Here is a 13,535-nt window from a genome sequence, read left to right as displayed (position 1 = left end):
ACGTGCGCAAAAACCGCGCCACAGGCGTCGGCGTAGCGCCGTCGCAAAACGTGTCACAACGTCATGAGGGTGTCACATTGGATTGTTATCTTGCTAGCTCTTTCAAACCTAGCCGGATGAACCACATGACACGCAGAAAAATTTCCGTCGCTGGCTGCAGCGTCGCCATTACCCTGATGCTGGCCGCCTGCGGCAGCGACGCCAAAAAAGAAGATGTGACGCCAGAAGCGCCACCGAAAAACGTCATCTTCTTCCTCGGCGATGGCATGGGCCTGACCACCATGACGGCCGCGCGCATCTATTCGGTGGGCGAAGACGGTGCGCTGACCATGGACACCCTGCCGGAAACGGCCTTCGTCAAGACCTTCTCGAACGACGCGCAAGTCACCGACAGCGCGCCATCGATGGCTGCCTACATGACGGGCGTGAAGATGAACAACGAAGTCATTTCCATGTCGGCCAACACGGTTGCCATCGATCCGGGCACGGATGCGAACGGCAACAAGCTGGTCAACAAATGCGGTACCGGTAACGGCACGCCCGCCACCACCCTGCTGGAACTGGCCAAGGCCAAGGGCTTTGCCGCCGGCGTCGTCAGCACGGCGCGCGTGACGCACGCCACGCCGGCCGCGACCTATTCGCACATCTGCCACCGCGACCTGGAAAACGATATCGCTGCGGCCCTCGTGCCAGGCGGCACGGGCTACAACAGCGCCTTGGGCGCCACCGGCCTGGAAGTAGTCCTCGGTGGCGGCGCGCAATTCTTTACGCCATTCAAGAATGGCGGCAAGCGTTCCGACGACCGCGATCTGGTGGCCGAGCTGAAAGCGAAGAGCTACACCGTGGCCAACAACGCCACCGACTTCAAGGCTGTCGATGCTGCCAAGACGGACCGCCTGTTCGGCGTGTTCACTTCCAGCCACATGAGCTACGACCTGGACCGCGATGCAGCCAAGGAGCCTAGCCTGGCGGAAATGACCACCAAGGCCATGGATGTATTGGCCAAGAACAAGAAGGGTTATTTCCTGATGGTCGAAGGCGGCCGCATCGACCATGCGCTGCACGAAACCACGGCCAAGAAAGCGCTGCAAGATACCGTCGCCTTCGACAACGCCATCAAGGCCGCCATCGAAAAAGCCAAGGTGACAGATCCGACCCTGACCAATACCCTGATCGTCGTCACGGCCGACCATGATCACACGCTGGTGCTGAACGGCTACGCCAAGCGCACGGGCAAGACGGCTGCCGGCAACGCTGGCGTGCTGGGCGTGGTGAAGAACTACGTGACCGGCGCGGTCGAGAAAGACCTGGACGGCGCACCGTATTCGATCATCGGCTTCGGCAATGGCGAAAACCGCACGCAATCGAGCCGCGCCGCCATGGCCAGCCTCGATGAAACCGTCACCAGCGCCAACACCTACCACCAGGAAGCGGTAATCCGCACCACGGCAGGCAATGAAACCCACGGCGGCACCGACGTCTTCCTGGGCGCCATCGGCAAGGGTTCGGAAACCTTCCTTGGCACCATCGACAACACCAAAGTATTCGGCCTGGTCAAGACCGCCGGCGGTCTGTAATCCCCAAGAGACAAGAATTGGACAAGCACATGAAACTTGCATCGAAACCCGCCGCACTGAAATCGGCCCTGAAACTCTCCTTGCTGACCACGCTCGTGGCCGCCAGCGTTACCAGCGCCTACGCCGCCGACGCCAAAAACGTCATCTTCTTCCTGGGCGACGGCATGGGCCCGTCCGTCGTGACGGCGGCGCGCATCTACCAGTACAAGGAAGAAGGCAGCCTGACCATGGACACGCTGGAGCGCACGGCGCGCATCAAAACGTTCTCGAACGATGCGCAAACGACGGACAGCGCGCCATCGATGGCCGCCTACATGACCGGCGTCAAGATGAACAATGAAGTCATCTCGATGGCGCAGGACACCATCGCCAAGGAACCCGGCCGCGACGCCAACGGCAACCTGGGCGTGGACAACTGCCCGGCCGGCGGCAAGACCGTGCCGACCATCCTGGAACTGGCAAAAGCCAAGGGCAAGGCCGTGGGCGCCATCACCACCACGGAACTGACGCACGCCACGCCAGCGACGACTTTCTCGCACATCTGCAACCGCAATGCCCAATACGCGATCGCCGCGCAAACGGCGCCAGGCGGCGCAGGCTACAACGCCGCCCTGGGCGACGGCGTGGACGTGCTGATGGGTGGCGGACGCAACCACTTCACCCCATGGTCGGCAAGCAACAAGTATGGCCGCGCCGATGGCCGCAACCTGTTGACGGAATTTGCCGCCAAGGGCTACACCGTGGCCGCGACGAAAGCGGAAATGGCGGCAGCGCCGAGCGGCAAGAAGTTCATCGGTCTGTACAGCACGCGCAGCCACCTGGAATATGAACTGGACCGCACCGCCACGCCGCCACTGGGCGAAGGCGCGACCCAGCCTAGCCTGTCGGAAATGACGCTGAAAGCCATCGACTTGCTGTCGAAAAACGCGAACGGCTACTTCCTGATGGTCGAAGGCGGCCGTATCGACCACGCCTTGCACGGCATCAACGCCAAGCGCGCGCTGACCGACACCATCGCCTTCGACGACGCCATCAAGGCGGCCATCGCGAAGATCAAGGAAACCGATCCGACCCTGGCCAATACCCTGATCGTCGTCACGGCCGACCATGACCACACGCTGGCCTTCAACGGCTACGGCAAGCGCGGCAACCCTATCCTCGACATCAACCGCGGCTACAAGGATAACCAGCCGAGCAAGGATGCGGACGGCAATACCTACACCACCCTGGTGTTCGGCAACGGCCCGAACCGCCCTGCCCTGCGCAGCAACGTCGACAGCGCCACGGCCCTGAAAGACAACTACCTGCAAGAAACAGGCGTGCGCCTGGCCAGCGAAACCCACGGCGGCGGCGACGTCAAGCTGCTGGCCACGGGCGCCGGCGCCAAGACCTTCAAGGGCACCCTGGACAACACCAAGGTGTTCGACTTGCTGAAGGCGGCTTTCGGCTTCTGATCCGCATCAACACGGTAACCCCACCGGGGCGGATGGCACTGCCCTCCGCCCCTCTGCACGTAAAGGCAACACCATGAAATCGTCCCTGATCGCCGTCCTCCTTGCCGCCGGCTTTGCCGCCAGCGCCCAGGCAGCTCCTGCCACGCCTTCCGCCCCTGTCGACCTGGACCTCGGCATCACTTATTACAGCCGCGTCCTGACGCCCGAAGGCGTGACGCGCGAGAGCCGCTACGAAGAAAAGATGCTGCGCCGCCCCGGCCACGTGTGGGTCGAGCGCGTGCTGGCGCCATCGACGGACGCGCATGCCGGCCACAAGCATGGAGAAAACACCAAAGTGGCGCTGAAGGCCACCCAGCATGAACACAAGCATTTCAATCCCGTGCTGATACCACGCCACGTGATGCTGGAAAAGAACACCGTGCGCGTGGAATACATCGATGCGCATGACAAGATCGTCGTCTCCATCCCGAAAGCCGAGTACGAAAACGTCAATTTCGACGGTTCCTGGGAAAACAGTTTCTATCTGCTGGACCCGAAACTGGTGACCGCCATGCCGCTGTCGAAACAGGCGTCGACTGTGACGGGCGCGCGCTGGCGCGAAGTGGAAAAGAATGGCGTGTTCCAGCGCATCCTGTGGGACGAGCAAAAACAGATTCCCCTGGTCATCGAAAGCGGCGACCGCGCGAATACCTTCTATCGCAGAGTCGACGTCAAGTTGCAGCCAACCGTCAGCAAGGCGCAGCCGTGGGCCAATCTGCAGCATTACGCGCAGCGCGAGTATTCCGACTACCTGGACTAAGCGCCAGGCTAGCAACAGGCAGCATCGGGACGTAAAAAAAGCCAGGGAAAATCCCTGGCTTTTGTTTGGCCGGCGCCGGATTACTCCGCCGCTGCCGCTTTCTTTGCCGGCGCCTTCTTGGCGGCCGGCTTTTTCACGGCCGTGGCTTTCTTGGCTGGCGCTTTTTTGACGGCTGCCGCTTTCTTGACGGCCGTTTTCTTCGCTGGCGCCGCGCCTTCTTCGCCTTCGACCTCGGTCGCTGCCGCTTTGGACTTGGCGCCCGGCTTGGCCTTGCGCTCTTCAAACTCGAAGCTCACCTTGCCATCCTTGCCCCGTACGAGGAAAGCCTTGAACGGGCGACGGGTACGCTGCGAAACAAAGCCTGGCAGCAAGTCCGTCTTGCCATCGTTGAGCAGTTTTGCCATTTGTTCCGGCAAGATTTCCTGCTGCAAGATGATGCGGCCGCTACGGAAATCGCACGTCTTCGGCTTGGCCATGCTGTGTTCGCACACATAGGCCAGGCCCATTTCATACACGCCGGCATTGCACTTGGGGCAAGGTCCCACGGGCGTCTGGCCCGTGAAATCGACGCCTTCGCCATCTTCACTCTCGTCGTTTTGGCCGAAATCGAATTCCAGCTTGAAATTCTTGATCTCTTCATCGCGCACGATGCGCAGGATGGCGGCGAACGGACGGCCCATCTTCGAGCGGAAGCCTTGCAGCGGGCCGATGGTGCGGTCCTTCAGCAATTGTTCCACTTCGGCGATTTCAAACTGGCGCGAACCCGGTGTCTTGCTCATCGAAAATTCGCACTTGGTGCAGGCGAAACGACGGTAGTTTTCCTTCACCACGCCACTGCAATTCGGGCAAGGCGTTTCCAGGGTGGCATAGTCGCCGGGGATAGTATCGTTGTCGTATTCCTTGGCGCGCTTGACGATGATTTGCGTCATCTGCGCAATTTCACGCATGAATTCTTCGCGCGAAATCTTGCCTTTTTCCATCTGCGACAGCTTGTATTCCCACTCGCCCGTCAGTTCCGGTGCCGTCAATTCATTGACGCCCAGGCCTTTGAGCAAAGTCATCAACTGCGAAGCCTTGGCCGTCGGAATCAGTTCGCGGCCTTCGCGTATCAGATAGCGTTCTGTCAGCAAGCCCTCGATGGTGGCTGCGCGCGTTGCCGGGGTTCCAAGACCCTTGCCGGCCATCGCATCGCGCAGCTCGTCGTCGTCGATCAGCTTGCCGGCGCCTTCCATGGCCGACAGCAAGGTCGCCTCCGTGAAGCGCGCTGGCGGTTTCGTTACCAGGCCGTTGGCGCTGACGCTTTCCGTCTGCACTTTCTCGCCCTTGGCCACGGGCACCAGGTTGCCGTTGCCATTGCTTTCCTTGTCCGCGTCCGTCGATGCTTCCTTTCCGTAGATGGCCAGCCAGCCCGGATTGGTCATGACCTTGCCTTCAGTCTTGAACTGATGGCCGGACACTTCCGTGTAGCGCGTGGTGACCTGGAATTCTGCAGGCGGGAAGAACACGGCCATGAAGCGGCGCGTGACCAGGTCATACAATTTTTGTTCCGGCTCGGACAAATTCTTCGGCGCGATCGTCGTCGGGATGATCGCGAAGTGATCCGAGATCTTGGTATTGTCGAAGATGCGCTTGTTCGGCTTGACCCAGCCCTTGTCGATGATCTGCTTGGCGAACTGGTGGTAGTTGCTGTTTTCCTTGACCGTTTCCAGCGCCTGCAGCACGGTCGGCATGTAGTCTTCCGGCAGGTGGCGCGAATCGGTACGCGGATAGGTCAATACCTTGTGCTTTTCATACAGCGCCTGGGCCAGGCCCAGGGTGTTCTTGGCCGAGAAGCCAAAACGCGAGTTTGCTTCGCGCTGCAAGCTGGTCAGGTCGAACAGGCCCGGCGCCATCGAGGTGGTCGGTTTCGACTCTTCCGTGACGATGCCTTGGCGGCCACGGCAGGCGGTGGCGATCGAATCGGCAGCCGTCTTGCTCCACAGGCGCTCGGCACGCTTCTCGGGGTCGTTCTCGTCCTTCTTGAACTTGGTGTCGAGCCAGCGGCCTTCATAGATGCCGGCTGCGCAAACGAATTCGGCGCGCACTTCCCAGAAGTCGCGCGGCACGAATTTCTTGATCTTGTCTTCGCGTTCGACCACGATGGACAAGGTTGGCGTCTGCACGCGGCCCACGGTGGTCAGGTAGAAGCCGCCTTCTTTCGAATTAAACGCCGTCATGGCGCGCGTGCCATTGATACCGATCAACCAATCGGCTTCCGAGCGGCAGCGGGCCGCGTCCGCCAACGGCAGCATTTCTTCGTCGCTGCGCAGATGCGAGAAACCGTCGCGGATAGCGCCCGGCGTCATCGACTGCAGCCACAGGCGCTTGACCGGTTGCTTGGCCTTGGCGTTTTGCGCGATCAGGCGGAAAATCAGCTCGCCTTCGCGCCCCGCATCGCATGCGTTGATGAGGGTAGTGACGTCTTTACGTTTGATCAGCTTGTTTAATACTTTGAGGCGCGCTTCCGTCTTGGCGATCGGGTTCAGCGCGAAATACGGTGGAATCATCGGCAAGTGCGCGAAACTCCATTTGCCGCGCTTCACGTCGAATTCTTCCGGTACGGCGATCTCCAGCAAGTGGCCAACCGCCGACGACAGGACGTATTCATCCGATTCAAAGTACTCATCGTGCTTGGTGAAGCCGCCAAGCGTCTTCGCGATATCGTTCGCGACAGAAGGCTTCTCGGCGATGATGAGGGTTTTTGTCATATTTTTTGGTCTCGAAAAATGCTCTAGGATAGTTTCAGCATGCGCATCATACAGTGCATTGCCAGGCGCCGACGCTTTTGTCTGCGCAAGGCCTTGTGACTTGTGGTCTTGTCAAGCGGCCAATGATAAGCGCCTATTGAAGAATTCGGCAAGTTATCTGCAAGCAAGAATGCGCAGGCGCAAACACAATGGTCTGGCGTGCGCGCCGGTGCAGTGCATCTTGGAGGGGATGGCGCGGCAGCGACGCCAGGGTCGAGCCAACGGCTGCGTGGCAGCCAGCAAGACAGCATAAAAATGTTCAGGGCAAGGCGCAGCGTCGCAGACAGTACGCTAGTACGGCAAGACGCTGTAACGCCGCCATGGACATTTTTATTAGTGTAGCAGGCGGGGAGGCAGGTCTTCGTCGTCTACGAACAGATCGTCAAACATCAGGGCATCCGGTTCCTTGCCCTGGCTCCACAGCAGCATCAGCACGATGACTTTCAGCTTGCCCAGCGACACGGGCGCCTCGTCGAGCGCCAGCGCCCGTTCGATGACGATTTCACGTTGCAGCGGCGAGAGCACCTTGGCGCTTTCCAGAAACTGGATGAAACCGATGGCTGCCGTGCCCAGCACGTCGCTTTCCTGCTGCACATAGAAGCGCGTGCCCGTGGAACTGGACGTCAGGGTTTGCTCGACGCCAGCCATGGCGTTCAAGTCCGTCAGCCAGACCAGCGCTTCCGAAATCTCCACGTCGTCGAAACCGACGGCCGACAGTTTGCGCGCCAGGACTGCCGGCTCGGGGCAGGCGTCGGGGCGATAGTAAGTCTCGTAGAGGTACACCAGGATATCGAACATGGCTCTACTCTATCAGCTAAGTTCGCTGCGACACAAGGGTGCGCGCCGACAAAGCGCCCCCGTGCGGCAAGGCCGCCACACAAGTGACAAGCTGTCATTTGCAGCGTTGAAACAGTCCTCCTGGCAAGCGTTCGAGCAGGCCCGCCAGCTCCAGCGCCAGCAATTCGCCCATCAGCGCACCCATGGCCAGGCCGCTGCGCGCGGCCAGGGTATCGGCATCGAGGGGATCGTGGCCCAGTGCGGCCAGCAGCGGTGTTTCGTCTTCCACCGCGGGCGGTACAACGGGCACGCCGACCCGCCACTGCAACTCTTGCAGCACGTCATCGGCCGACTCGACCAGCTTGGCGCCCTGCTTGATCAGCGCATGGCAACCCTTGGACAGGGTGGCATGGATGGAACCGGGCAAGGCATACACGTCGCGCCCCTGTTCACCGGCCAGGCGCGCCGTGATCAGGGAACCCGATTGGGCCGCCGCCTCGATCACCAGCACGCCGCGCGCCAGACCGCTGATCAGCCGGTTGCGGCGCGGAAAGTTAGCTGGCATGGCCGGCAAGCCCAGCGCGTATTCGCTGACGATGCAGCCTTGTTCGGCAATTCTTTGCGCCAGATCAAGGTTGCGTCGTGGATACACCAGATCGGCGCCCGTGCCGATCACGGCCACGGTGGCGCCCGCGCCGCGCAAACCGCCCTCGTGCGCATGCGTATCGATGCCCAGCGCCAGCCCGGAAATGATGGTCAAGCCTGCCGCGCTGAGGGCGTGGGCAAAGGCGGCAGCATTCTGCATGCCTTGCGCGCTGGCATTGCGGCTGCCAATAATGGCCACGCCGGGGCGCGACAGCAGTTCCGCCCGCCCCCGTACATATAGTAATAGCGGCGGATCGGCAATTTCCAGCAGCAGGGGCGGATACGCGGCGTCGGCCAGGGTCAGCACGGCATTGCCGGGCCGCTGCAACCACTGCAGTGTGAGCGCCAGCTGGCTGTTGGCCACCGGTTTGGGCGGTTGCACGATGGCACGCGCCAAGCTGGCCGGCACCACAGCGCGCAAGGCATCGAACGGCGCGGCAAAGATTTGCGGCGGCAAGCCGAAGCGGGCCAGCAAGGCGCGCGCCGCCACCGGCCCCACGCCGGGCAGATGCTGCAGGCGCAGCCAGCCCGCCAGTTCCGTGGCCGTGTCTGCCGTCGTTGCAATTGCATGCATGACAACCTCACTGTGTACTGTGCCCCCCAATGCTAGCGCCATGGCGCGCACGCGATACCGACGCGCGCAAGGATGCGTGCAATGGCCGTGCCAAACGGCCCGCCGTCCACAGGGCCATGGGCGTCTGTGATAAAATTTCCCTTTGCAGCAAACGAAGCGCACTGGCAAACGCATCTGCCGCGCCGTTGTGCCATACGCGCCCAACCGTAGCGTACTCAAATAAAATAGCCCTGCCATCGTTCGCATGGCCCAGGCATGAATAATCCGGCGCACCGGCGTCCACCTTAACCAGTCGAATCAGTATGTCCATATTAAATATCCTGCGTTACCCCGATCCTCGCCTGCACACGATCGCCAAGCCCGTCACCGAATTTGACGCGCGCCTGCAAACCCTGATCGACGACATGGCCGAAACCATGTACGACGCCCCTGGCGTCGGCCTGGCCGCGTCGCAAGTGGACGAGCATATCCAGATGATGGTGATCGACATCACCGAAGAGAAAAACCAGCTGCAAGTGTTCATCAACCCGGAAATCACCTGGGCCAGCGAAGAAAAGCAGGTCTACGACGAAGGCTGTTTGTCCGTGCCTGGCGTCTACGATGGCGTCGAGCGCCCGGCCCGCATCAAGGTGCGCTCCCTGGACCGTCACGGCAAGCAGTTCGAGCTGGAAGCCGATGGCTTGCTGGCCGTCTGCATCCAGCATGAGATGGATCATCTGCTGGGCAAGGTATTCGTCGAATACCTGTCGCCGCTCAAGCGCAACCGCATCAAGACCAAGATGGTCAAGGAAATCCGTGGTCTCGAGCGCGAAGCGAGCCTGCGCGCACAGAACCGCCGTTTTTAAGCCACTGCTGATAGACTAAGCAACAACAGTACTCGTTACACCACGCCAGCCTGGCGCCCTCGGGCGCGGGCCTGCGCACCTCACGTCAAGGAACCATATGAAAGTGATCTTCGCAGGCACGCCTGAATTCGCCGCCACGGCCTTGAAAGACTTGCACGAAGCGGGATTCGAGATTCCGCTGGTATTGACCCAGCCCGACCGCCCTGCCGGACGCGGCATGCAGCTGCACGCCTCGGCCGTCAAGCAATATGCGCAGCAGCACGGCATCGACGTGCTGCAGCCTTTGTCCCTGCGCATGGACAGCAAGGACCCGCAGCGCGCCGCCGAGGCAAAAGCGGCCCACGAGCGCCTGCTGGCCACGGATTACGACGTGATGGTGGTGGCGGCCTACGGCTTGATCTTGCCGCGCAGCACGCTCGACATCAAACCCTGCATCAATATCCACGGTTCATTGCTGCCACGCTGGCGCGGTGCCGCGCCCATCCACCGCGCCATCGAGGCAGGTGACGATGAAACGGGCGTGACCATCATGCAGATGGAAGAAGGCCTCGATACGGGCCCCATGCTGGCCATCGAGCGCACGCCCATCGAGGCGGGCGATTCCACCGCCAGCCTGCACGACAAGCTGGCCGCCCTGGGCGGCAGAATGATCGTCGAGACCCTGCGCAAGATGCAGCATCAGCCGCTGGAAGCCGTGCCGCAGCCGGAAGCAGGCGTGACCTACGCGGCAAAGATCGCCAAGGACGAGGCGGCGCTCGATTTCAGCCAGCCTGCGCTGGAACTGGGCCTGAAAATCCGCGCCTTCAATCCATTTCCCGGCGCCTGCGGCCAGGTTGATGGCACAACCATCAAGATCTGGGCCGCCGACGTGCTCGAAGCGGACAGCAAGGAAGCGCCTGGCCAGGTGCTGGCAGCCGACGCCCAGCACGGCATCGTCGTGGCTTGCGGCAATGGCTCCCTGCGCCTGACGGAACTGCAAAAACCGGGCGGCAAGCGCCTGCCTGCGGCCGAGTTCATCAAGGGCTTCCCGCTGGAAGGCAAACGTTTTACTTGATGGCACGGCGTCGTCCTGTCGACGGCCATCAAAAAAGGGCTTGCCGCGGCAAGCCCTTTTTGCATCCGGCACCCGTGTTTACCGGCGCGCCACTTTCATCAGGCGTGCGCCCAGGGACGACGACAGACTGACCTCGAAGCGGCCACCGGCCGGCAAGGCGCTGACATCGACGCTGGCGTTTCCGCCAGTCAAGTCACTGGCGACCACCGTCTTGCGGCCATCAGCGGCTACGTGCAGCACGGCGGCGTACGGTTCCGCCTGGGCATTCCAGGTCAGCACCAGCTTGCCGCCGCTTTGTCTCGCATCAAACGTGGCATCGTTGGCGGCGGCCTTGCTGCGGCGCGCCGGGCGCTCCAGCTTGGCCAAGGCCTTGCCATTTGCCAGCACCTGCACGTCGCTGATTTCTCCCGGGTTGGCGAAGCTGACGCGGAAGTGGCTCATGGCGCTGCCGCCATGGTCAGCCACGGTTACGGCATCAAAGGGCAAGTCGATAGTCGCTCCCGACGCCGTCAGGACCCGCAGGGTGTACGCCTGGCCGCTGCCGCTGGCCACTGCGCCCACACGTGTGGACGAGGCAACGGCTGGGCGCAAGGCCACGCCGGTCGGCGTGATGCGACCGGAAATGGTCAGATAGCCTTGCTCAGCCACGGACATGCTGGCGGCCAGCACATTGCTGCCCGTCACTTGCGTGCTGCGTTTTTCCAGGAATTGCTGTACCCGCGCATAGCTGTAATCGGAGAACCAGGCGCCGCTGCAATAGCTCATCACATCCTTCATCGGCGTGCTGCCATAGACTGCCTTGCTCAGCTGGCCAATGTTGCCCGCATAGTCGCTGTTATACAGAGGTTGCGGGCCCAGATCGCCATTGACATACGGGTAGTCGGTAGCCGCATTGGCCGCGCCGCCGCAGGCAACGTGCTGCAGCGAATGGTTGTGGCCCAGCTCATGTACGAGCGTGGTCAGCCATTCAGGCCATTGATTACCGAAGGGATCGACCGATGCGATGTTGCTGGCCTTGGCGTCCAGGCCGATGGCCGACGTGAAGTCGTGGCTATTCCCAGTCAGGTTGATGTAGGCCAGGCCGGCGGCACGCGTGGAAGACATCTTCGGCACGAAACCATAATAATAAGCGCCGCTGTCTTCCAGCGCGCGCTTGTCTTCCAGCTTGCCCAGGGCATCGCTCCACCAGCTGTCGGCCGTGCTGCTGCCAGGCATGCTCAGCGCCGCGCGCGTGGTGATGCTGATATTTTCCGTCGCATACGGATACACGCGCAGCAGCGCGGCGCGGATCACCGCGGCGTCAGGCAGTTGCGCCACGCCATCGTCGGTGCTCAAGGGCACGAGCACCAAGCGGATTCTGGCCAAGCTGGCCACCACGGGTGCCGCTTCCTGGCTCACTTGCACGCCGTTATTGCCGATGGCCGTCACGCGCACGCGCACGCCCGGCAAGATCCAGCCTGCAGGCAGGATGGCACTGAAATTGCCGTTGAAACTGTCATCGTTCTTTTGCGTCGGCAAAACCGACGGGCCGCTCATGCTGATGCTTCCCAGGTTGCTGCCATTGGCGGTGGTCGCATTCAAGGTCACGGCGGGACTGGCCTGGCCCGCCTGCGGGGCCAGCACGGACACGCGTACGGCGGCCGGCTTGCCGCGCGTCAGGCGCAAGGCCGTATTGCTGGCGTTCAAATTCAGTACTTGCGCGAAATCAATGCTGCCCAGGGTAAAGGCCGACACCGCGCCCGCATTGACGGCAACGCGCGCAGCGGCTGACAGCATCACATCGCCCGTTGCCGAGCCTGGTGCAGTCAACAGCAGCTGGCTGGCACTGGCGCTGACAATCACGGCCGGTGTATTGCCCACCGATGCCGAGCTGACCTGGTCAAGATTGCTGCCCTGCACCGTCACCGACAAGGTCCCGCCGTTGACGGCCGAGGTGATCGACGTCACGGTTACGCTCGCCAATACCTTGTACGTATCGCTGCTGATGGCATCATTGTAAGGACCGCGCACCGTCAGCGCCCCCGTTGCCGCACCCAAGGGCACCAGCACGGTCACGCTGCCGGCCGTCTGGCTTTGCGGCGTTGCTGCTGCGCCATTGCCAAACTGCACCGCCGTCACGGCACCCATACCAGCGCCCGCGATCGTCACGCTGGAACCGACGCCGCCCGTCGCTGGTGCGACGCTGACCACACTCAATGGCAGGTACACATTGACGTTATAGCTGGTGGCCGCCGTGCCGCTGGCGCTGACCAGGCTCAAGGCGCCAGAGACGGGCACGCCCGGCATGGCCAGGGTCACGCTGGTATCGCTGGCGGCGCTGGTGGCAAGCTTCACGCCGCCCACCTGGAAGGCCGTCACGCGGCTCAGATTCGTACCCGTCACCACCAGGCTGCCACCAACGGCGAGATTCGCCGCCGAGACGGCCGTCACGGCAGGAATCACGACAGGATTGCCCGAGGTGGTCGCCACCACCGTGTCGCCACCGCCACCGCCTCCCCCGCCGCAAGCGGACAGGCCCAGCACGACAAACAATGCAACAAGCAAATGGTTTTTCATGGCTGGCAACCATGTTGGTGTAGCGCGATGCCGGGGAGGACACGAAGGAAATGTGACATATTGGAGATTTTTGGTGAGAATTTACTTTCGAGGAACCAATATTATGGGCTAACTCGATTCCTAGCGACAACTATTGCTGCTTTTGATTCAATTGGTTTTGATAATAAATAACGTATCTGATTGGCAATCGCTATGTTGAGAACTATTCGCTTCGCTCTGCATTGACTTAAGTCACAATTATTTTCCTTTGCAGCTATTGCCATTCAATTCATTAAAAATATCCTCAGACAGCACAAATAATGTGGAAATTTTTCCACAGCCCAGACACCGTATTTTCCTGCCAACTTTATTGGAAGAATTAACATTTTGAGTAAGATTTTCAGAAATGTAATTTCAGAAGCAGGCCAGGTGGAAGGTGATGTGTTGCAAGAAGGCCTGCCGTGGCGCGAACGGCCGATTTTGCTTAAA

General features: G+C 61.3%; 9 protein-coding genes. 5 read left to right on the top strand and 4 right to left on the bottom strand.

The window, feature by feature from the left end:
* Positions 1–125 precede the first annotated feature (125 nt).
* The 3 genes from CLU92_RS23415 to CLU92_RS23405 all read left to right on the top strand — a co-directional run bounded on the left by CLU92_RS23415 (position 126) and on the right by CLU92_RS23405 (position 3,830).
* Positions 126–1,577, top strand: coding sequence for an alkaline phosphatase (locus tag CLU92_RS23415; protein ID WP_180338577.1), 1,452 nt, complete (start codon positions 126–128; stop codon positions 1,575–1,577).
* Positions 1,578–1,606: 29 nt separating this feature from the next.
* Entirely contained in the window at positions 1,607–3,031 is a 1,425-nt protein-coding gene (locus CLU92_RS23410; protein WP_243857859.1) for an alkaline phosphatase, read from the top strand.
* Positions 3,032–3,104: 73 nt separating this feature from the next.
* Positions 3,105–3,830 (top strand): hypothetical protein, encoded by a 726-nt coding sequence (locus CLU92_RS23405; protein ID WP_101483806.1) that lies wholly within the window; start codon positions 3,105–3,107, stop codon positions 3,828–3,830.
* A gap of 80 nt (positions 3,831–3,910) precedes the next feature.
* Here CLU92_RS23405 and CLU92_RS23400 read toward each other — a convergent pair whose 3' ends face one another.
* The 3 genes from CLU92_RS23400 to dprA form a co-directional block, all read right to left on the bottom strand.
* On the bottom strand, positions 3,911–6,577 hold the full coding sequence (locus CLU92_RS23400) for a DNA topoisomerase III (RefSeq protein WP_101483805.1): 2,667 nt from the start codon (positions 6,575–6,577) through the stop codon (positions 3,911–3,913).
* 372 nt (positions 6,578–6,949) lie between these two features.
* Entirely contained in the window at positions 6,950–7,414 is a 465-nt protein-coding gene (locus CLU92_RS23395; protein WP_101483804.1) for a DUF494 family protein, read from the bottom strand.
* A gap of 94 nt (positions 7,415–7,508) precedes the next feature.
* Positions 7,509–8,612: a DNA-processing protein DprA gene (gene dprA / locus CLU92_RS23390; protein WP_101483803.1), complete on the bottom strand. Its 1,104-nt coding sequence runs from the start codon at positions 8,610–8,612 to the stop codon at positions 7,509–7,511.
* A gap of 302 nt (positions 8,613–8,914) precedes the next feature.
* On the opposite strand from dprA, the gene def reads away from it, so the two are divergent.
* Together def and fmt are read left to right on the top strand one after the other, a co-directional pair.
* Positions 8,915–9,457 (top strand): peptide deformylase, encoded by a 543-nt coding sequence (def, locus tag CLU92_RS23385; RefSeq protein ID WP_101483802.1) that lies wholly within the window; start codon positions 8,915–8,917, stop codon positions 9,455–9,457.
* A 97-nt stretch (positions 9,458–9,554) separates the two neighbouring features.
* On the top strand, positions 9,555–10,511 hold the full coding sequence (fmt, locus tag CLU92_RS23380) for a methionyl-tRNA formyltransferase (RefSeq protein ID WP_101483801.1): 957 nt from the start codon (positions 9,555–9,557) through the stop codon (positions 10,509–10,511).
* A gap of 78 nt (positions 10,512–10,589) precedes the next feature.
* Here the strand turns inward: fmt and CLU92_RS23375 are convergent, their stop codons facing one another.
* Complete coding sequence (locus tag CLU92_RS23375; RefSeq protein WP_101483800.1) at positions 10,590–13,067, bottom strand: IPT/TIG domain-containing protein; 2,478 nt, start codon at positions 13,065–13,067, stop codon at positions 10,590–10,592.
* Positions 13,068–13,535: the final 468 nt, after the last annotated feature.

This window comes from Janthinobacterium sp. 61 (assembly GCF_002846335.1).
Lineage (GTDB): Bacteria > Pseudomonadota > Gammaproteobacteria > Burkholderiales > Burkholderiaceae_D > Janthinobacterium.
The sequence above is the reverse complement of the archived record's forward strand: the minus strand, read 5'-3'. Positions and strand labels throughout refer to the sequence as shown.

Excerpts from the sequence above, each read along its gene's own strand:
- CLU92_RS23415 (WP_180338577.1), top strand. The coding sequence starts at position 126 with ATGACACGCAGAAAAATTTCCGTCGCTGGCTGCAGCGTCGCCATTACC.
- CLU92_RS23410 (WP_243857859.1), top strand. The coding sequence starts at position 1,607 with ATGAAACTTGCATCGAAACCCGCCGCACTGAAATCGGCCCTGAAACTC.
- CLU92_RS23405 (WP_101483806.1), top strand. The coding sequence starts at position 3,105 with ATGAAATCGTCCCTGATCGCCGTCCTCCTTGCCGCCGGCTTTGCCGCC.
- CLU92_RS23400 (WP_101483805.1), bottom strand. The coding sequence starts at position 6,577 with ATGACAAAAACCCTCATCATCGCCGAGAAGCCTTCTGTCGCGAACGAT.
- CLU92_RS23395 (WP_101483804.1), bottom strand. The coding sequence starts at position 7,414 with ATGTTCGATATCCTGGTGTACCTCTACGAGACTTACTATCGCCCCGAC.
- dprA (WP_101483803.1), bottom strand. The coding sequence starts at position 8,612 with ATGCATGCAATTGCAACGACGGCAGACACGGCCACGGAACTGGCGGGC.
- def (WP_101483802.1), top strand. The coding sequence starts at position 8,915 with ATGTCCATATTAAATATCCTGCGTTACCCCGATCCTCGCCTGCACACG.
- fmt (WP_101483801.1), top strand. The coding sequence starts at position 9,555 with ATGAAAGTGATCTTCGCAGGCACGCCTGAATTCGCCGCCACGGCCTTG.
- CLU92_RS23375 (WP_101483800.1), bottom strand. The coding sequence starts at position 13,067 with ATGAAAAACCATTTGCTTGTTGCATTGTTTGTCGTGCTGGGCCTGTCC.